This window comes from Cellvibrio mixtus subsp. mixtus J3-8 (genome assembly GCF_000766945.1).
In the GTDB taxonomy this organism is placed as follows: domain Bacteria; phylum Pseudomonadota; class Gammaproteobacteria; order Pseudomonadales; family Cellvibrionaceae; genus Cellvibrio; species Cellvibrio mixtus_A.
The window spans coordinates 320,007-340,697 of the sequence record NZ_ALBT01000032.1 but is presented as its reverse complement, the minus strand read 5'-3'; the positions used below and the strand labels follow the sequence as shown (position 1 = coordinate 340,697).

Below are 20,691 nucleotides of genomic sequence, written 5' to 3'. Positions count from 1 at the left end.
ACTACTTCTGCCAGACTCTATTTTTGCCAAACGAAAATTAACGGGTCTTCCAGCGTACCTGCGTGGGCAGGTGCAGTAGCTGGAATAGATTGTGGAGCGGTATTTTGTTGTTCACTGGCCAACGCCTGATCCAGCTCCGCCATCGCTTCCGCATCAATATCAGCGGAAGATGTAGATGGCGCATTCACAACAGTTGCAACACCCCCGGCATCCGGCACCAGACGACGCCCCAGCGCAAGGGTGCTGAGCAGTAATTTGGTATCGCCTTCAGCAGTCAAGCGCACCAACAAACCCTCAGGGGTTACTGTTACAACTTCCATACGCTGCACCATCGCCAATTCACCCAAATAGCGTTGTACTTCTTTAAAGGCACCAAAGCTGGTGATATTGCGCACCCGGAGCACAATATTTTGCGGCCCCTGATTGGTCGGTGTAATTGCATATTGGTTAGCGAAATAATCTGCGGCGCGATCAATCGCCGATGCAAATAAACCACCGGCTTCCGGTGTTTCATCGGTAAACGATTGCACATTGCCAGCATGGAACAATTGCCAATCGCCAACCCATGGACCTAATGATCCCAAGGGTGCGTTTGCATTGTCTATCACTTCACTGGTTGCGCTTGAAGGCGCGGGAATTGGCCCGGAATTGGATGGGGTGTATCGCCCCACCAGAATTGCGTCAGCTTTGTAGCGCAACGAGGCAGCTTTAATTTTTTCTACGTTAACCGACCACAGGTCATTCGCCGCTACTTCGCCATCCTGTTGAGGAAATGCGAGCGGTAAACCACGATAAACAGCTTGCGCTCGCATCGCCTGTACATCATTTGGTTGCGACACTACACGCAACCCTGCCGGACCTTTTGCAACCAGCCACACCAATACTTTAGGGCGAGTTGCTGGCCACAGCGGCAAATGTGCGTCACGCAGTAATTTCTCGATTGCCCGCGGCTCAAAATTTAATTGCAAACCGGTTGCGGGCACATTTGTTCCACCTTCTGTGACTTTTTCGGTGGTCGATTTGTAAGCAAAGCCAAATAGATAATTTTGTGCATTCGGCAATGCTTGCTGGATGGCTGGATGGTTGATAGCGGCGCGCTGTCCGGAAACCCGTATAATCAATTCACCAAAACTGGCACGGGCAGCAGCATTTCGCTCTGCTTCTGACTGGTTTTTTACCAACGCTTCAGCGCGGTAAATGTCCACGGTTTGCCCGGCATTGGTCCAACCGGCAAGTGGTAAAACGGCTAACAGCAGCATAGGCAACAACAGAGAACGCACCAAAGCCAACCCCTGATTAAGTGATCATTCAATATGGAAGGCCGGCATTGTAGCAGGCTTGCTTCAACTGGCGACGGCGATTATCACAATTCCCCTTATACCCTCAGGACAATTTTCGGCAATTTCCCCCAAGTTTCCCCATGGGCAGCTATAAGCTGCTAGAATGGCGGCCTTTTTTTAAACCACTCCAACTGCCAGAGCTGTGAGCCCTTTCTTATGAGCCAAAACCAAACCCCTACTCCATCCTTAAGCTACAAAGATGCAGGCGTTGATATTGACGCGGGAGATGCATTGGTAGAACGCATTAAAAGCGTTGCCAAGCGTACCCGTCGCCCCGAGGTAATGGCCGGTTTGGGCGGCTTTGCAGCCCTGTGTGAAATCCCTGAAGGCTACCGCCAACCAGTATTGGTATCCGGTACTGACGGCGTGGGTACCAAATTGCGCCTGGCAATGAACCTGCAAAAACACGACACCATCGGTATCGATCTCGTCGCCATGTGCGTAAATGACCTGGTTGTCACTGGCGCAGAGCCACTGTTTTTCCTGGACTATTACGCGACTGGCAAACTGAATGTAGATGTAGCTGCTGCTGTAGTTTCCGGCATTGGCGATGGCTGCGAACTTTCTGGCTGTTCATTAGTAGGCGGTGAAACTGCTGAAATGCCGGGTATGTATGAGGGCGAAGACTACGATCTGGCAGGTTTCTGCGTAGGCGTGGTAGAAAAATCCGAAATTATCGACGGCAGCAAAGTAAAGGAAGGCGATACCCTGATCGCCCTCACCTCCAGCGGCCCACACTCCAACGGTTACTCATTGATCCGTAAAATCATCGAAGTCACCAACGCCGACCTGAATCAGGATTGTGGCGGCAAACCACTCGCAAATGCACTGATGGAGCCTACCCGTATTTACGTGAAGTCGGTGCTTAAACTGATTAAAGAATCCGACGTTAATGCATTAGCCCACATTACCGGCGGCGGTTTGACCGAAAATATCCCACGTGTTTTGCCAGAAGGCTGCAAAGCAGTGATCGACACCAAAAGCTGGGCATTTCCACCGGTATTCCAGTGGCTGCAAAAAGGCGGCAATGTGGATATCCGCGAAATGTATCGCACCTTTAACTGCGGTGTGGGCATGGTAATCGCCATCCCTGCCAGCGAAAAAGACAATGCGCTGAACATCCTCCGCGCTGCTGGCGAAAATGCTTTTGTTATCGGCCATATCGCCAAGGCGGTTGGCGACGAACACCGCGTTGAACTGCAAGGCCTTTAATCAATGTCCCAAGCTGCGTCCCAAGCAATAAAGTTGCGTGTTGTAGTTCTTATTTCCGGGAGCGGCAGCAATCTGCAAGCCCTGATTGACGGCGTTGACAGTGGCGATTTACCCATAGAAATCGCCGCTGTTATCAGCAATCGGCCTGAAGTCATGGGCTTAACCCGCGCCAGCAAAGCGGGAATCCCTACGCTAGTACTGGACCATAAAAACTTTGCGAGCCGCGAGGCATTTGATATTGAATTGATGCGCACCATAGACGCCTACACACCCGGGCTGGTTGTGCTCGCGGGCTTTATGCGCATATTAACCCCGGCTTTTACCGAACATTATTTAGGGCGCATGCTGAATATTCACCCGTCCCTGCTCCCCAAGTTTCAAGGGCTGCACACCCATCAACGCGCGATTGATGCCGGTGAAACCCACCATGGAGTAAGCGTGCACTTTGTAACCGCCGAGCTGGATGGCGGCCCGGTGATAGTACAAGCAAGGGTTCCGGTATTACCTACCGATGATGCCGGTCTCCTGGCCAAGCGTGTGCAGAAACAGGAACACGTCATTTATCCTCTGGCGGTAAAATGGTTTGCAGAGGGGAAACTAAAAATGACCAACGGCAAAACCGAACTCAATGGTGAACTTTTAGCGGAAAATGGCTATCAAATTGAGGCCAATGACATTTAACGGAAGATTCTATGACCAGCTTTCGGTTTAGCGCTTACCCACTAATTCTGGCCTGCTTGTTGTTCGCCTCGTCAATCGTTACGGCGGCTGATGCCCCAAAAACATTCGACAATCAATACAAGGCCAAGTTATACGGCTTTAATATCACTGTTACCAATCGGCTTACCAAAAGCGCCGACAATCAATACGACCTGCTTTTCAAGTTTGATTCGATGATTGGCACGATTACCGAAACCAGCCAAATGCAGTGGGACCCGGTAAAACAAACCATTAAGCCGCTCCACTATTTATATAAACGCCGTGGATTGGGAAAAGATCGCGATGCCGATCTGAGTTTTGATTGGGAAAAGAAAACTGTTATCAACAAAGTACAACAAACCAACTGGCAAATGGATATTACCCAGAAGGTGCAAGATAAGCTCAGCTACCAAATCCAATTGCAGCAGGATTTATTGAATGGCCAGAAAAACTTCAACTATCAAATTGCTGATGGCGGCCATTTGAAAGAATATAAATTTGTCACGCTGGGCGAAGAAATTCTGGAAACACCACTAGGCAAAGTCAACACAATCAAAGTGAAACGCAGCCGCGATAACGATAAGCGCGTAACTTACGCGTGGCTGGCCAAAGACTGGAACTATTTACTGGTACGCCTGCAACAGGAAGAAAAAGGCAGCCAATACACTATTCACATACACAAGGCGTCAGTCGATGGCAAAGCCATTGAAAAATTTTAGCGCCTTATTTTTGTCAGCTAACGTTTTCGAATTAAATTGCGTAACCAGATTTATTTATACATATTACTTAATCAAAAAGGCCTTTTATGAAAATTGCAGAAAATAGCGTTGCCAGCTTCCACTACACCCTGACTGATAGCACTGGCAAAGTGCTGGACTCTTCCGAAGGGCAAGAGCCCCTGTCTTATCTGCACGGCGCAGGCAACATCATCCCAGGCCTCGAGCAAGCCCTTGAAGGCAAAGTTGTTGGTGATAAATTAAATGTTGCCGTAAAAGCAGCCCAGGCTTACGGTTTGCGCGATGACAGCCTTGTACAAGAATTACCAACCACCATGTTTTCCGGCATCGATCAAATTGAAGTAGGCATGGAGTTCCACGCGGAAACTGAGCAAGGCTTGCAAGTTGTTACCGTTACCCACGTTGAAGGCGACCAGGTCACTATCGACGGCAATCATCCACTTGCTGGTGTAGACCTGAATTTTGATGTGGAAATCACTGAAGTGCGTAGCGCAACTGAAGATGAATTAAATCACGGCCACGCTCACGGTGCCGGCGGTCATCACCATCACTAATTTGAGATTAGTATTAAACCTATAATGAAAAAGGCTCCACAGGAGCCTTTTTCATTGGTATCACTTCAATTCCACTTTTTGCTCACCGCAACGACTGCATTTATAAATCGTTACCAGTTTTCCTTGCTTTACATCGAATTGCTTTTCTTTCACCACTTCCCATTTATGAAAACCGCTGCGGCATAAACTTTTGCCTTTATGTTTTTCAAAGGGGCTCGGTTTTTTAAACGGGATTACATCACCCACACAATAGCCTGTCAGGTACGGGGTAAAGTAACACCGCGCTGGCCTTGATATTTGCCACCGCGATCTCTATAGGACGTTTCACAGGTTTCGTCAGATTCAAAAAATAACATCTGCGCCACACCTTCATTTGCATAAATTTTTGCCGGCAACGGCGTAGTATTGGAAAACTCCAGGGTCACATGCCCTTCCCACTCAGGCTCAAGCGGCGTCACATTAACAATAATCCCGCAACGCGCATATGTCGACTTACCAAGGCACACCGTTAAAATATTGCGCGGAATGCGGAAGTATTCAACCGTTCTCGCTAACGCGAAAGAGTTGGGAGGAATGATGCAAACATCACTTTTAATATCGACAAAACTTTTTTCATCAAAGTTTTTAGGATCTACCACCGTTGAATGAACATTGGTAAAAATTTTGAATTCGTCAGCACAGCGAACATCGTAACCGTAACTGGAAGTTCCATAAGAGACGATACGCTGACCAGCGGCATCGTAGCGAATCTGGCCCGGTTCAAATGGCTCGATCATGCCATGCTCTTCCGCCATGCGGCGCATCCACTTATCGGATTTGATGCTCATAGAAACTCCCAAACAAATAACAAAACGGCGCGCATCATAGCCTTTTTCAGGGCAGAAAAACACCGGCACTAACGGCTATCAGACTCACCTAACAAGGTAAAAGCCATTGCCACCGACTTGTTCGCAGGCACTCCCTCTACTGCCGTTAACGGGACACCCACGTTACTGTTACCATTATCGCCGGCGCATTCTTCCGCCATCTTAACGAGGGTCCCCCGCAACGCATTCAGAACAGATAACTGCTGATCAAGCCGGCTTATTTTATCAACAAGCAACGATTTGACCTCACTGCAACGCCGGTCCGCGTTCACGTAGAGCCCCAATAACTCACTGCATTCATCAAGCCCCAACCCTGCGGCGCGCGCGCGCTGCAAAAAACGTAAACGCTCGATATCGCTACCTGAGTACACCCTGTAATCATTATTTTGGTCGCGCATCGGTACGACCAACCCTAAATCTTCGTAATGGCGAATAGCCTTGCTCGATAAACCGGACGCTCGCGCAGCCTGCCCTATATTCATTACCAACCTCCCGGTTAAGTCATTAATTGATACATCAAACCTCGCAAACCTTACCCTAACCGAAAGGATCGCACAATTCACTCAATTGCTGCCATAACCCGAAGTAACAGTCAGAAAAGTTTTTGCTACCTGATGACACAAAAATACAAATTTAAACGCCAAAATTATTGTGGGCAGCTTTATAATAGGTGATGAAAAGCACGATTTTTGTATTTATTTTTCTTTTTAAATCATTGTGTTAATGACGATTCTTGACAAAGAAACTTAATAATCCACAATAAGTGCATATTTATTACTCAATCCGCACAAGGTAAAACATGCAATATCTCGACATTAATCACCCCGAGTGGCAAAAAATGTGGGATGAATTAGCAAGCTATTCATTAAATGATGGCGATCCGTTATGCATCAATGAAGGTTATTGTTGGGAATACATGGGCTCAACCGCAGATCACCATCACCTGCGCCATGCCTGCCACCCATTAACCAACAAACCGGAATATATGTATATTGAACGCTCAGGTGCGGCATTGCGCTGGGCGTAATTTGGCTGAGCTTCCCTCCCGCTTTATAACTTTCCACCATCCTTCTCCTCCTAACAGCAAACCACAGACACATATAATTAAAATGTGTTAAGGTGCAGCGATTTTTACAACTTCCTTCTGTTAGAATCCAAACACAATAACAATGAAACGTTTCGTCTTGTATTTAGCAATTGGCGGTCTCAGTACCCTGCTTCAATTTGCATTACTGATTATATTTGTTGAAAGTCAAATGCTGACAGAAGTTTACGCATCTGCTGCAGGCTATGTACTTTCATCATTCTTTAATTACTGGGCGAATTATCACTATACGTTCAAGAGCAACAGCCGCCACAAAGATACTTTTCCCAAGTTTGTTGTTGCGGTAGCCATCGGCTTATCAACCAACACCGCGTTGTTTGCGGCATTTTTATTTATATTTGAAAATTATCTTCCCTTGCCATGGGTGGAACCCTATTTGGTTGCACAAGTATTAGCAACGGGGATTACTGTTGTGCTCAATTTCCTCGTACATAAAATATGGATCTACAGGAACCATTAAAAATGACAACCCATATACCTTCGCTTGCTGTTGTTATTCCTTGTTACAACGAAGAAGAAATGCTGCCCAAAACATTGGCAACAATGTTGGCATTGCGCGACGCCATGATCGCCAAAGGAAAAATTAACCAAGATTCCAAAATTTATTTGGTTGACGATGGCAGTAAAGATAAAACCTGGAAAATACTCAACGAAGAAGCAGCCAATAACTCTGCACTGGTAGCAATAAAATTATCGCGTAACAAAGGCCACCAGAATGCATTGTATGCAGGGCTCTGCACGACTACCGAAGACATCACCGTCAGTATTGACGCTGACTTGCAAGATGATCCACAAAACATTGAATTGATGGTCGACGAATACCTGAAAGGCCATGATGTCGTGTATGGGGTTCGTTCAGCGCGCCATACCGATACCTTCTTCAAACGCTTCACTGCAGAAGGTTATTATCATTTAATGAAAAAAATGGGCGTGGATCTGGTTTTCAACCACGCAGATTTTCGTTTGCTATCACGTCGCGCACTCGATTCATTAAAGCAATACGGAGAAGCTAACCTGTTCCTGCGCGGCCTGGTGCGTGAAGTGGGTTATCCTTCATCAACTGTAGAATATGAACGCCAGGCGCGCGAAGCGGGTGAGAGTAAATATCCGCTGAAGAAAATGCTTTCTTTCGCATGGAAAGGAATTACCGCATTTTCAACGGCCCCACTGCGCATGATTACTGTGCTGGGAATACTATCCGGCTTTGCGTCATTTAGTTTGATTGTGTGGGTGCTTATCGTAAGATTTTTTACCGATAGCGCTACGCCAGGTTGGGCATCTGTGCTTTTACCTTTGCTCTTTATTGGTAGCGTTCAGTTACTCTGCCTGGGCATTATTGGCGAATACCTTTCCAAGATTTACGAAGAAGTCAAAAAGCGTCCAAAATTCCACATTAGCGATATCGTGAATAAAAAAGATTGACGCTCTATTGGCCCTGCGGGGCCAGTAATACAATAAACGGGATGGCAACATGAATAACGACAATACTGCCGACAACATACCACCGCAGGGTCAGGCAGAGTTAATTTCAAACACAACCACTGACATATCTTCCAGCGTTCAGGTCCCGCATGTGGAGTTTATTCCACTGGACCAATTAACTGACCGCTTTTATAGCGCGAAACAGTTCCTCATTTATTTCCAATTTTATTTGTGCGCGGCAATTGTAGCGAACCTTGGATTATTATTCTGGGATGGTAATGGCGGCGATATCGGGTTTTGGGAAGACTGGGTTAAACAACTGTCCAACCGCGGCTATAAAGATTTCAATGGAAACTATCCACCGCTATACATTCACTGGCTCTACGTCGCAAGCCAGTTGTATAACTATTTACAATTGCCGGTAGAAAATAATCTATTCCTCAAATACGTTTCGTTAATTCCAATTTTCCTCTCGCATTTTTTGCTAATTGCCATCGTTCATCGCTTGCTCAAAAATTATTGCACCTCTGCCAATCATTATCACGCCTGCATGCTACTAACAGCGCTTAATCCGGCGCTGTTTATGAATGGTCCTATTTGGGGGCAGGTCGATGTGCTGCCCGTCATACCAGTGCTTCTGGCTATCCTGGCGAGCACCAGTAAAAAATATCGTGCCCTGACTTTTCCGATCTACACCGTTGCACTGTTGACCAAATTCCAGATGATTGCATTTGCACCGGTAATGGGAATTATTTTTTTCCGTCACTACAAAATACATCTGGTCGGTTGTGCACTCTCACTGCTGACGATTGTGCTGTTGTTTTTACCTTCTATTGTTGTCGGTAGTTTTGCCCAGTCGTTCAAGCTGGCGTATATCGATGTATTGCATCAATATGGCGCAACCACGATGGGCGCTGCAAACATCTGGATTTTACTGACCGGCAACGCTGCACCCGATACGGTTATACTTTTTGGCATTGAACCTGACTCGCCACTGGCAATTATTTTCAAGGCCAAAAATTTCGGGATGATCGGGTTTTTCCTGGTATGCCTGATTGTTTTTCTACAGGGCATGGGAAAATTAATTGATCAACAATTACCGCAAAATAATCCGCAAAATGCTGCGCAACTTTTCTTTTACGCAATGATTTGCACCATGGCATTTTTTGCGTTGCTGCCGGCAATGCATGAACGCTATTTGTTGCCAGCGGTGATTGTTTCACTGGTTTACTATGCGTTAAATCCAGGCAAAATTATTTTCCCGCTGCTGTTTACTTTTATTTCCGCATTTAACGTTGCCATGTGTCTGGGTATCAGGACATCGCATGTCTGGCCGGCCATCTCATGGATAATGGTAGGTGCATTCAGTTACGCTGTGCTCGAATTATTATTCGGGAAACACTGGAGTAACTTCACCGGCAAATTGTTTTCCTGGTTCTTCGCCATCAAATATATTGCGCTGGTGGTATTAGTTATTGGTTTCTACCTGATTGGCCAACGCTTGTACCTGGAAAGCAAACCTATTGATCCCGAATTGCAGCCTCATCAGTTATCCTTAACTGAACTACCTGTTGCATTTAGTAAACAGGATTACGGCCAGCTGAATATCAATAAGAGTGTTAATGGCAATCCGTTGCGTGCAGATGAGCACCGTTATGCCAAAGGCTTGGGAACCCACGCAAACTCTATTATCGAATACCAGCTACCGCCCAAAACCAAAACCATTACTGTTTCTGTAGCGCTGGATGATGAAGTGGAATCAGCCAGTGTGAAATTCACAGTGTGGGGCGATGATCGCTTGTTGTGGGAATCGCGCAATCATTACGGCGCCGAGAAGCCGGAATTTGCTGAAATAAATCTGGAATCAGTGCAGCGTTTGCGTCTGCAAGTGGACGGCATTAACGACATTGGCGGCGACCACGCAGATTGGTTAAACCCGATTATTACCCTTGCGGCGCCAGATACTCCCGCGCCATAAGTAATATGAGATATTGAGCCTGTTATGAAAACAACGTACCGTTATTTGCTAACAACACTGCTAAGCCTCGGCGCACTAATAGCACTGATGTGGTTGTCTACCTGGCAATCTATTAGCCTGCAGAAAGTAGAAGTTGCCTACAACGGTAATGATTATGAAGCTATTACGTTACCCTTTGCGCAGGACCATCTCGGGGGATATTCCATTCGTGTCACAATTGATGGAATTCGCTCCAACAAACACAGCTTTAGAATCTATCCCGACGATGAAATTCATGCGCTGATTGTTAATGGTAAACCTGTTTCACTGGATCACCTTTCTACTGATGATCGTCGCAACTATGGTTCCGGCTTTACGATTGAAATAGACCAGTTCATCCCCAATCAAACCAATGTCCTTGAGGCGCAATTAAGCAATGCCAGTAATCCGGCGGGATTTCGTATTGAATCTATCAAGCGGTTGAGTAACAGCAAATTACTTGCGATCTACGCAGTGCTGGTTGCTTTGGTATTTGTACTAAAACGCCACCTGCAGATTAATAAAACCCAAACGTTGGTTTTGTTAATTGGTTTGGTGATTTCAACACTCTATTTATCCAAAACTGACGAGCGCACACGCACCTTCGATGTGTTTGAAGGCGGCGGCCATAAAGATTACATTGAATATTTAATTGAACATAAAAAACTTCCGATACCCGGTGATGGATGGGAATATCACCAGCCGCCACTTTATTACCTGAGTGCTGCACTCGCAAAACAAACGGCGCCCATTGATAGTAAAGTCTCCGGTGAATTGTGGGGGCAGTTATTTGCGATGTTTTTGTGGGTGCTGTTTTTAATTGGCAGCCTCGCCACGATAAGACTCGCATTTCGCAAACACCCACTTGTTATCACCATGGCTAGTATAGCGCTGTGTTTATGGCCATCCGGAATTATCCACAGTATTCGTATCGGCAATGATTTGGGTGTGTATGCCTGTTATGCACTGTCATTTTTTTACACGATTAAATGGTGGAAAAATCGCGATTCACAAACGCTATTTTGGGCAAGCTTGTGGATGGCGGGCTCGCTGCTGAGCAAATCCAATGGTTTGGCGGTTGCCGGTGTTTTAGGTGTGCTCATGTTATTTCATATTTATGGGCTCGCGCGTAAACCAGCACTATTTCAACAACACAAAACTAAATTATTTCGCGATGTTGCAATTGCCGGCGGTTTATTTTGCGGTGCAATTTTGTTGAACTTTGCTGATAATATAAAACATTATCTCGATGGCACCTCGGAAGATTGGTTGTTATCCAACGTCAGTGAAATGATTAACCCGGGATTAAAAGTGGGCAACGAGCCCAAGAATTATTTAATCCTGGATACTGCCACTTTTTTAGAGCAACCATTTATCAGTACGTGGGAAGATAAATATGGCCGCCAATATTTCTGGAATTTTGTGCTGCGCTCTGCACTTTCCAGTGAATATTTTTTTAATGGCGATGGTATGCAAATCTGGGGTACCGTTAATGGTATTTTGCTACTGGCAATGCTCGCAGGCACAGCTGTTTTTTATCTGCAGCAACAACCACAAACCGGCGCGGCCCGATTTAAACGCCTTGCCTACCGCAACGCGCCCTGGATAATGGCGCTGGTGTTTCCATTTATATTATTGCTGGCTTACCGCATTAAAGTACCGCTGTCTTGCAATACCGATTTCCGTTATATCTATCCCGTTCTTTTGCCGATTTTATTTTTTGTTTTCCAGGCATGGAGCAGTTCTTCACGGCTTATGATTGCCAGGGTTATGACGCTGGCCGCACCGGTGATTGGACTGAACAGCCTCCTGTGGATATACCTCCTCCTTCAGCAGTAAACATGTTGTAACTGACAGAAGGAATACTACCTATAACACGCGAGTTTGCATAAGGAGATAAGCAATGCGCAACTTGCCATCACTACTGCTTACAGGTTTTTATTATTTATTTGGTTTGATTTTTTTGTGGTTGTTTTTAAGTATCACATTTAACAACCAAACGTATCAGTTCAAAACGTTGTACATAGTGCTTTATGTAATCGGTTGGTTATTCGTTACCGGTTACGTTTACAAAGCTATCAAACATGCAGAGCATTTCCTGCAAATCCATGAACGAAAAATAGTGTCGTTGTGGATGCTTGTCCTTTTTTCTGCACAACTTTTTTGCGGGTACTGGCTTGCCGTTGCTACCGGCTGGGATACGGAAGCAGTATTCCGCGGTGCAATTATCCTCAAGGAACAAGGGAACCTTGGTGGCTATTCAGAATACTTCCACATATTTCCACACAACCTGGGAGCAGCCAGCGCATTACAACTGGTATTTACCATTTGTTCCATTCCCGGCTTTCAGGATTATCACTGGATTGCCACTGTTTATAATGTAATTTCAATCAACCTGGGTATATTTTTTGTTTATCTGATTTGCCGCGAACTGAAAAGTATTAAGGCCGCTTTTTTATCATTGTGGTTAAGTAGCTGTTGCATCCCGTTGTATTTTTACACACCCATTTTTTATTCAGATACGTTGTCACTTCCTTTTGTGATGATGACCTATTACCTGTATCTGCAAATACTGAAAAGTGAAAACACCAAACAGCAACTTACTCGCGCGGCTGTTTTGGCGGTTGCATGCGCTATTGGCACACTCATCAAATTCACAGTCATTATTGTTGCCATTGCCGTCCTGATGGATTTGGTCTTACGCGGAAACCTGAAGAAATATTGGCTTGCCGTTATAGTTGCAGGCGGTATTTTTTATGCGCTGTTATCCGGCTTTAACTATTATCGCTACAACCATTTGCTGGATAAAAATCTCTCTGAACAAAAACAGGTTCCCTACACCCACTGGGTGATGATGGGGTTGAGCGGCAATGGGGCTTATAACGGTAGCGATTACGAGTATACCTATACATTTTCCACGCGGGAGGCGCGTACCCAAGCCAATATCGAGCGCATTGGGCAACGGTTAAAAGAATATGGTGTTGGAGGTTACCTTGAGTTTCTCCACCGCAAGCAGCAGTTAAGTTTTGGCAGCGGCATTTATGGTGTTAATGAAATGATTGACGATAATCCACTCCGTCCCAATTCATTACACCAGGTCGCTATAGAGGGGGGAAAATACTACGAAACCTTTAAACACATGGCGCACGGCTATCATATATTTCTGTTTTTATTAATTATTCTTAGTGCAGTTTATGACGCAGCAGCGAAAACCCGGGGATCAATTAATAAATTGGTTGTGCGGTTGTCGATAACCGGAATTTTTATATTCCTGGCATTATGGGAAGCCAACTCACGCTACATCTTAAATTTTATACCGATGTTTATCGCGTGCGCTGCATTAGGTTTTCCCGAGCTCTACCGAGTGGCAGGCATCATTAAAAACTCCCTGCAACAACATATCCGTGAAACCCGGAACAGTGACATCCAACTCACTTGATTGAACAGCAGCAAGCCCGTCTAAACCGACGGATTTGCTGCTTTCGCTTCACGCGCGGCAATGCCAGTGTATTTCCATTTACCCTGCTTCCACCGCCAGCGTTTGATTAACGCACGCACAAATTCATCCAGAATTGCAGCAATCAATAATCCGTACAAACCAAGTCCGCATGGAATCGCCAATACATAAGCTAATGGCACAGAGAACAACCAGATCACACCGATACTTGATATCGATGTAAAAGCTGCATCACCTGTGCAACGCAATGCAGACCCCACAGTTATATTTACTGTACGCCATGGCTCTGCTAAAAAACTCAACAAAAATGCCCACAAACCTATGGCAACGACTTCGGGATCACTACTGAATAATGTCAAAATAGGTTGATTGAACAGCAACCAGCAAAGTGCCAGGATACTGGTTCCAATCAGGGATATTTTTAAACTTTGTTTGAGTTGCTTGTTGACCAGATCAAACTCACCGCGCCCTACCCGCTGCGCAATAATGGCTTCTGTCGCCATGCCGATGGCAATTGAAATCATCAAGCAAAATAAAAAGGTGTTGTAAGCATAAACTTTAACTTTAAGCGCAAGATCGCCAACTTCAGCAGCAATCCAATTAAGCGCAATCATATAAGCCTGGAATGACATGGGTTCCAGGATAGAGGGCGCAGCAATCATAATTACTGGCGCAATCAACACCGCAAAATTTTTCAAGCCTTCACGCAAGGGAATATGAATACGCAATTTAAAATGGACAATCACCATCACAAATAACAAACTGCAACCAGCTGCAATAGTACTGGCAATTGCCACACCTTTTACGCCCGTAGGAGGCAGCCCCATAAATCCATAAACGGCAATCGAGCAGCCGATAATATTGGCAACAAATAAAATAATATTGCTGAAAGTATTCCATTTGGGTTCGCCATAAATATTCAGAATCGTTTGGTAAATCACCCGGCAACCCCAGAGTGCAACCATCCAGCCAATAATCGATAGATAGGTACGCGCGTAGGTTTCCACATCGGGGCTCAAAGACATTGCAGAGGCAACCCATGGACCACCATGGTTCACTGACAACCCGGCAATTAACGCAAGGGCAACCACAAAAATAGCGTAGGCTGCGATAGTGGCATTACCGCGCACATAATCATTGGCACCTATACGCTGACTGGCAATACTTGCCCCGGCAAATGCACTGACAATCAAAAATGCATTGGCCACAAACACCAGTGGCGTAATTGCCCCCACCGCTGCCGCAGCACTGTCGGAAATGCGGCTGAGAAAATACATATCTACAAGCGGGATGGTATATGTCACCGCCTGATCAACAAACATCGGGCCAGACATTCCCCAGATACCTTTTTCAAGTACCTTGCTTTGCGGAGGGCGTTTGGGGGTAAATTTTTCTGAACGAGAACTCATAACAAACTCAAAATAGGCACTGCCAAAGCACAAGACGCAAACCTGTTTATACAGATTTGCGTCCTTGTTTTATAGGGCAATGCCGTTAAGGCAAAACGTTGGTAACAGCAGTTTTATCCGCTGATTTTCATTTGGCTAGTGTAACGCGAAAGCGATCAGGTCGCCTCCCGTAATACGATTGCCGGGGGCGTGGTCACCACACGCCGGCATCCTAGGTAGCCAAGTCCGGTCACAAAAAGTGCACCGCTCAGGGGGGAGATCAACCAGAATAAATAATGTGGCTGGATAGGGGTTTTCAATACAAAGGTTTGCAGGCTAATCAGTAATATTTCTGTTCCAATAATCGCAATCAAGCCGGCAAGCCCGCCCAAAATCGCAAATTCGGCGCAGATACTCCCTACAATTAATTGCCGTGGACTGCCTAATGCACGCAACAACCCCGCCTGTTGTTTACGGGCAGCAATGCTGCCCATTACGGCGGCAAACAACACCAGGCAACCGCCAATCAGCGTGAGCCACAATACCAGCAAAACACCATCGCTGACTTGATTCACAATCGAACGAATTTGCTCAATGATTCGATCTAATTCCATAAGTAAAATAGTGGGGTGATCATGCAACAACGTATTGATAAACGATTTTTGCGAAGGTGGTAGATAAATGCTGGTGATATAGGTGGGGGAATATCCCTCCAATGAACCCGGCTCAAAAATAAAGAAAAAATTGGGGCGCATGCTGCGCCAATCGAGGCTGCGGAAACTCGCTACCTGCGCATGCATTTCCAAACCTCCGAATGAAAACTGCAATTTATCGCCAATTTTCAAACCGATTTCGGTGGCCGTTTCAATTTCTACAGAGACACCCGGTAGATCTGTTTCTTTACGTTGCCATTTATCCCACCACTGGCCTTCCAGAATTTTATTATCGGCTGCGAGTTTTTCTGACCAGGTAACATTTAATTCGCGACGCAAGGCATTGCTGGTGGAACGTTGTTCTTCCGTGGTTTCCACTCCGTTGATATGGGTTAAACGCGCACGCATCATTGGATAAATTGGTTCAGGGCGAACGTTTGCTTCCCTTAGCAGGTTTTGCACTTGAGGTAATTCGTCCGGTGGAATATTTACCAGGAAATGGTTGGGCGCATCATCCGGCACTTGCACTTTCCACTCTTCAATTAACGATGTACGCACAATCGTCAGCGTAAATAACAACATAATGGCTACGGCGAATACCAGAATCTGGATTAGGCTCTGGCCGCGGTTGCGTTGCAAATTCGCAAATGCCAAACGCCAGAAACCACCCAGTTGGACCATCCATTTTTTACTCAGCGCTAACAAGCCGTATGCAATAACCAATGTAGAAACTATAACTGCCAGCAATGCACCGCTAATGCTCAGCGCAAGCTCCAGGTCGCGGCTAAACAAAATAACCAGGGTCAATACCGCAAATAACGCTAATGCTGCCTGCATCCACACCTGGGTTACATTTATTGCAAGTTCGCGCCGCAGGATTTTTAATGGCGGCACAGTCGGCAAATGCCACAACGCCGGCAACGCAAAAAACACCACGCACATTAGCCCGCTAACAAAACTTAATGCGTAGGGATAAATACTCGCTGGCCCCAACCGAATTTGGTAAGCCTCCTGCAAGCTCACAGCAATAATTTGTTGCAGAAAACTACCCAGCACCAAACCTAGCAGGGATGAGATTACCCCCAGCAAAAACAATTGGGAAAAATACAAACTGCGAATACGCGGTGCACTGGCTCCCAGGCTTTTCATTAACGCTACCTGATCAGTATGTCGCCCGGAAAATTGACGGGCGGCAATCGCAATTGCCACACCTGCCAATAACACCGCGATCACAGCGGAGAGCAATAAAAATTGTTTACTGGTTTGCAGCGTACGCCCTACCCGTTCTTGCGCGGAATTAATATCTACCAGACGCTGGTGCTTGCTAAGCAGTGGTTTTAATTCATCAATAAATTGTTTGAGTTGCGGCACATTATCACTGGCAACCAACCATTGATAATCAACACGGCTGCCCGGTTGCACAACATTTGTTTTAGGCAGATCTACAATATTCATAATCAGCCGAGCGCCAGTCATACTGAATGGGCTGGCGCTATCCGGTTCGCGAATTAATACGTGAGTTACCGTTAGCTCAAACTCACCAACTGCTACTTTATCGCCAAGATTAATTTTTAATAGCGGCAATAAACGCGAATCAACCCAGGCTTCACCAGATGCAGGAATGCCGTTGGCAATGTCTATATCGCTGGTATTCATCGCAAAGGGAACGCGACTAATTTCAAATTGACCCCGCAAGGGATAACCAATATCTACCGCTTTTACCGAGGCGAGATGCATTTCATCACCGGCAAATACCATAGAGGAAAATAAAGCAGATTGGGTTTGACGAATTTCCGCACTTGTCGCTCTTTCCGTCCATTCGCTATTGTGAGGCTGTGAGCCGCGCACAATATAATCCGCACCCAATACGCTATTACTTTCATTGATCAAGGTAGATTCGAGGCGATCAGTAAAAATCGCAATGCCACTTAACACCGCAACGGCGAGGATCAATGAAAAACCCAGCAGTTTTAATTCACCACTGCGCCAATTGCGCTTGAGTAATTGTAGCGCCAGCATTCTCCTACTCCTTACTCGATACTATTGCACCGGCAGCGATCTCAATACGACGCTGGCACAATTGCGCCAGGCGCTCTTCGTGGGTAATCAGAATCAACGTAGTGCCCTGAGCACGATTTAGTTCAAATAACAATTCGATGATGCGCGCCCCGGTCGAAGAATCCAAATTTCCGGTTGGTTCATCCGCAAACAAAATTCGCGGCTCACTTGCAAACGCACGAGCAATTGCCACACGCTGCTGCTCGCCACCAGACAGTTGCTGCGGATAATGGTGCAAGCGAGCGTCCAATCCCACACGCTGTAAAAATTCTTTCGCTTTGGTTTGTGCAGCTTTATCACCACGCAACTCTAGCGGCAGCATCACATTTTCCAACGCTGTTAAACCCGGCAATAATTGAAAGGATTGAAAAATAAATCCCACATTTTGTGCACGCACCGCTGCGCGCCCTTCTTCATCCAGTTGCGATAAATTAGTGCCATTCAAAATAACGTCGCCCGTGGAGGGAACATCCAGCCCGGCAAGAATTCCAAGTAACGTGGATTTGCCGGAACCTGACGCCCCCGTAATTGCCAGAGACTCGCCGGCATTCACGCGCAATGAAATAGGCTGGAGAATTGTTAACTCTCCCTCCTGAGTAGGCACATGTTTAGTGACTGCATTTGCCTGGACCATTGGCTCTAATCGGGTGGCACTCGGTGTGGCATTATCAAGCGATACTTGGCTGGAAAGCACAGACATAATTGATTAACCTGTAACAAGTTGATTAGGCCCATTCTATTGGCAGAGGATTTTGTTCACCATGCAAAAATTGCACATTTACTTGTTTTTACTCCTGACTTTTGTCACCAATCTTGCAATTGCACAACAACCCACAGACAAAATTCTGGTGCTGGGCGATAGCCTTAGCGCGGGCTACGGCATAGATATACAACAAGGCTGGGTTAGCTTGTTGCAAAAAGAATTGGCAAAAACACATAAAGTGCAAGTGATCAATGCGAGTGTCAGTGGTGAAACCAGTTCCGGGGGAAAAACACGTTTGCCTGCCTTGCTCACCGAACACAAACCAGATGTAGTGATATTAGAACTTGGCGGGAATGACGGGTTAAGGGGACAGCCGTTAAAATTGCTGGAAAAAAACCTGCAAACAATGATTGATGCCAGCAAAAATTCCGGCGCAAAAGTTATTTTGGCGGGAATGCAAATTCCACCAAATTATGGCCCGCGCTATAGCAGCGAATTCAAAACACTTTACGTCAATCTGGCCAAAAAAAATGATTCGGGATTAATTCCTTTTTTACTGGAAGGTATTGGAGGAAAGGCAGAATTGATGCAGCGCGACGGCATTCATCCCACGGCAGAAGCGCAATCTATTATTGTGGATAACGCTTTACCGGAAGTGAAAAAATATTTACGCGAATAGTGCCGCTATTTGAACATGAGCCGCGGCTACAGCGGCTCCAGATAATCCACCAGTAATTGCACGCTGGTATTTCCACGAAACTCATTAATATCTAACTTATAAGCCAAACGCACACGTTGTATTTGCGGGTTCGGCCAAATAGTTGTGTCCACATTGAATGCAATCGCATCAATAAGCTGTTGGCCTTGCGTATCTAAAGCCAAGGTCATTTTCAAATGTTTTTCGCCCACTTTCCGTTGCTGCAGCAAAAAAAATTCACCATCAAACACCGGCTCTGGAAAATGTTGTCCCCAGGGGCCAGCGTCACGTAATTGGGTAGCGATGTGTAAATTAATATCCTGTGGCATTAGTTCACCGTCGCTGACGATCACCGCTTGCAAATCCGCATCGGTTAATTGACGGCGAACCTCTTCGTCAAAGGCGCGTGCAAACGAGGTGAAATTATCGCGTGACAAACTCATTCCCGCTGCCATGGCGTGACCACCAAATTTTTGCAGTAATTGCGGATGGCGCGCAGCAATTGCATCCAGTGCGTCGCGAATATGCAAACCGGGAACAGAACGCGCTGAACCTTTTATTTCGTTATCACCCACTTCAGCAAAAACGATTGTGGGGCGATGGTATTTATCTTTAATGCGAGAGGCGAGAATTCCTATAACACCCTGATGCCAGGTTTCGTCAAATAAACAAACACCCCACGGCAAATTTTCTGCATCAGCCTGCAAGGTTTTTTGCAGCATGCCCATGGCCTCTTTTTGCATGCCAGTTTCTATCGCTTTGCGATCACGATTTAATTCATCCATTTGCGCCGCCATTTCGCGCGCAAGATTATCACTATCGCACAATAAACATTGGATACCGAGCGACATATCATCCAGGCGGCCCGCCGCATTCAAGCGCGGCCCCAGTGCAAAACCAAAATCACTTGCTACTAATTTGTGCGCTTGTTTGCCGGCAACTTCCAGCATGGCTTTTATACCGGGACGACAACGACCTGCGCGAATCCGCTCCAAACCTTGTGCGACCAGAATACGATTGTTGTGATCCAACGGTACCACGTCCGCAACAGTTCCCAAGGCAACCAAATCGAGAAAGCTCGCCATATTGGGCTCTGGAATTCCATTTTCTTCAAACCAGCCAATTTGACGCAGCTCGCCGCGCAACGCATTCATTACATAAAAAATAACACCAACACCCGCAAGATTTTTACTGGGAAATTCACACCCGGGTTGATTGGGATTTACGATCGCATCAGCATCCGGTAATTCTGCGCCCGGCAAATGGTGATCCGTGACGATAACGGCGATACCCAATTCGCGCGCCGCATTCACACCGTCAATACTGGAGATTCCATTATCAACAGTGATGATAATATCCGGCTCTTGAGCCGCAGCTACTGCGACGATTTCCGGCGTTAAACCGTAACCATATTCAAAACGGTTGGGCACCAGGAAATCTACATTAGATAACCCCATCGCACGCAACGCCAGTACCGCTAATGCACTACTCGTCGCACCATCTGCATCAAAGTCGCCGACAATAATTATCTTAGCTTGCGCGACGACTGCATCTGCCAGCAAACTCACCGCCTCGGCAAGGCCTTTAAAATTCGGCTTGTGAAGATGCGCCAATTGATACTGTAATTCGCGGCTCTGTTGCACGCCGCGCGCAGAATAAATACGTTGTAACAGTGGATGCAAGGGCTGATCAAATTGAGCAGATTGTTTTAGCTCTCGGCGGCGAATAGTTTTTTGCATAATGGTTCAGGGCTTTAGTAGTTGTATTTTGATACGTGCAGGCAGGAACTTTAATCTCACCTAAT

At 46.2% G+C, this 20,691-nt stretch carries 19 protein-coding genes; 11 read left to right on the top strand and 8 right to left on the bottom strand.

What is annotated here, in order from left to right; all coding sequences use genetic code 11:
- Positions 1-17: 17 nt before the first annotated feature.
- Positions 18-1,280, bottom strand: coding sequence for a DUF2066 domain-containing protein (locus A596_RS01465; RefSeq protein ID WP_235425593.1), 1,263 nt, complete (start codon positions 1,278-1,280; stop codon positions 18-20).
- 216 nt (positions 1,281-1,496) lie between these two features.
- On the opposite strand from A596_RS01465, the gene purM reads away from it, so the two are divergent.
- The 4 genes from purM to slyD all read left to right on the top strand — a co-directional run bounded on the left by purM (position 1,497) and on the right by slyD (position 4,542).
- Positions 1,497-2,552, top strand: a complete 1,056-nt coding sequence (purM, locus tag A596_RS01460) for a phosphoribosylformylglycinamidine cyclo-ligase (protein ID WP_039912061.1) — start codon at positions 1,497-1,499, stop codon at positions 2,550-2,552.
- Between the two features lie 3 nt (positions 2,553-2,555).
- Positions 2,556-3,233 carry a phosphoribosylglycinamide formyltransferase gene (purN, locus tag A596_RS01455; RefSeq protein ID WP_039912059.1) on the top strand — a complete coding sequence of 226 codons (678 nt, stop codon included), beginning with the start codon at positions 2,556-2,558 and terminating at the stop codon, positions 3,231-3,233.
- Positions 3,234-3,244: 11 nt separating this feature from the next.
- Entirely contained in the window at positions 3,245-3,970 is a 726-nt protein-coding gene (locus A596_RS01450) for a DUF3108 domain-containing protein (protein ID WP_039912057.1), read from the top strand.
- A gap of 86 nt (positions 3,971-4,056) precedes the next feature.
- On the top strand, positions 4,057-4,542 hold the full coding sequence (gene slyD, locus A596_RS01445; protein ID WP_039912056.1) for a peptidylprolyl isomerase: 486 nt from the start codon (positions 4,057-4,059) through the stop codon (positions 4,540-4,542).
- Positions 4,543-4,602: 60 nt separating this feature from the next.
- Here the strand turns inward: slyD and A596_RS01440 are convergent, their stop codons facing one another.
- The 3 genes from A596_RS01440 to A596_RS01430 all read right to left on the bottom strand — a co-directional run bounded on the left by A596_RS01440 (position 4,603) and on the right by A596_RS01430 (position 5,890).
- On the bottom strand, positions 4,603-4,788 hold the full coding sequence (locus A596_RS01440; protein WP_039912055.1) for a hypothetical protein: 186 nt from the start codon (positions 4,786-4,788) through the stop codon (positions 4,603-4,605).
- An 11-nt stretch (positions 4,789-4,799) separates the two neighbouring features.
- Positions 4,800-5,369, bottom strand: a complete 570-nt coding sequence (gene dcd, locus A596_RS01435; protein WP_039912207.1) for a dCTP deaminase — start codon at positions 5,367-5,369, stop codon at positions 4,800-4,802.
- A gap of 68 nt (positions 5,370-5,437) precedes the next feature.
- The gene (locus A596_RS01430) at positions 5,438-5,890 is read right to left on the bottom strand and encodes a MerR family transcriptional regulator (protein WP_039912054.1); all 453 of its coding nucleotides are present in this window, start codon (positions 5,888-5,890) and stop codon (positions 5,438-5,440) included.
- A gap of 317 nt (positions 5,891-6,207) precedes the next feature.
- On the opposite strand from A596_RS01430, the gene A596_RS01425 reads away from it, so the two are divergent.
- The 6 genes from A596_RS01425 (at position 6,208) to A596_RS01400 (ending at position 13,370) form a co-directional block, all read left to right on the top strand.
- Positions 6,208-6,435 carry a hypothetical protein gene (locus A596_RS01425; RefSeq protein ID WP_039912053.1) on the top strand — a complete coding sequence of 76 codons (228 nt, stop codon included), beginning with the start codon at positions 6,208-6,210 and terminating at the stop codon, positions 6,433-6,435.
- Positions 6,436-6,577: 142 nt separating this feature from the next.
- Positions 6,578-6,973, top strand: coding sequence for a GtrA family protein (locus tag A596_RS01420; RefSeq protein ID WP_084127893.1), 396 nt, complete (start codon positions 6,578-6,580; stop codon positions 6,971-6,973).
- Between the two features lie 2 nt (positions 6,974-6,975).
- A complete protein-coding gene (locus tag A596_RS01415; RefSeq protein ID WP_039912050.1) occupies positions 6,976-7,935 on the top strand; it encodes a glycosyltransferase family 2 protein in 960 nt (319 codons plus the stop codon).
- 49 nt (positions 7,936-7,984) lie between these two features.
- Complete coding sequence (locus tag A596_RS01410; protein WP_039912049.1) at positions 7,985-9,913, top strand: NPCBM/NEW2 domain-containing protein; 1,929 nt, start codon at positions 7,985-7,987, stop codon at positions 9,911-9,913.
- 24 nt (positions 9,914-9,937) lie between these two features.
- Positions 9,938-11,770, top strand: a complete 1,833-nt coding sequence (locus A596_RS01405; protein WP_039912047.1) for a hypothetical protein — start codon at positions 9,938-9,940, stop codon at positions 11,768-11,770.
- Positions 11,771-11,834: 64 nt separating this feature from the next.
- Positions 11,835-13,370, top strand: coding sequence for a glycosyltransferase family 39 protein (locus tag A596_RS01400; RefSeq protein WP_039912045.1), 1,536 nt, complete (start codon positions 11,835-11,837; stop codon positions 13,368-13,370).
- Positions 13,371-13,390: 20 nt separating this feature from the next.
- Here A596_RS01400 and A596_RS01395 read toward each other — a convergent pair whose 3' ends face one another.
- The 3 genes from A596_RS01395 to A596_RS01385 form a co-directional block, all read right to left on the bottom strand.
- Positions 13,391-14,797: an MATE family efflux transporter gene (locus tag A596_RS01395; protein ID WP_052417135.1), complete on the bottom strand. Its 1,407-nt coding sequence runs from the start codon at positions 14,795-14,797 to the stop codon at positions 13,391-13,393.
- Positions 14,798-14,952: 155 nt separating this feature from the next.
- Entirely contained in the window at positions 14,953-17,448 is a 2,496-nt protein-coding gene (locus A596_RS01390; protein ID WP_039912044.1) for an ABC transporter permease, read from the bottom strand.
- Between the two features lie 4 nt (positions 17,449-17,452).
- The gene (locus A596_RS01385; protein ID WP_039912204.1) at positions 17,453-18,121 is read right to left on the bottom strand and encodes an ABC transporter ATP-binding protein; all 669 of its coding nucleotides are present in this window, start codon (positions 18,119-18,121) and stop codon (positions 17,453-17,455) included.
- A 127-nt stretch (positions 18,122-18,248) separates the two neighbouring features.
- On the opposite strand from A596_RS01385, the gene A596_RS01380 reads away from it, so the two are divergent.
- On the top strand, positions 18,249-18,869 hold the full coding sequence (locus A596_RS01380) for an arylesterase (RefSeq protein WP_039912043.1): 621 nt from the start codon (positions 18,249-18,251) through the stop codon (positions 18,867-18,869).
- 26 nt (positions 18,870-18,895) lie between these two features.
- Here A596_RS01380 and recJ read toward each other — a convergent pair whose 3' ends face one another.
- Complete coding sequence (gene recJ / locus A596_RS01375) at positions 18,896-20,626, bottom strand: single-stranded-DNA-specific exonuclease RecJ (RefSeq protein WP_039912041.1); 1,731 nt, start codon at positions 20,624-20,626, stop codon at positions 18,896-18,898.
- Positions 20,627-20,691: the final 65 nt, after the last annotated feature.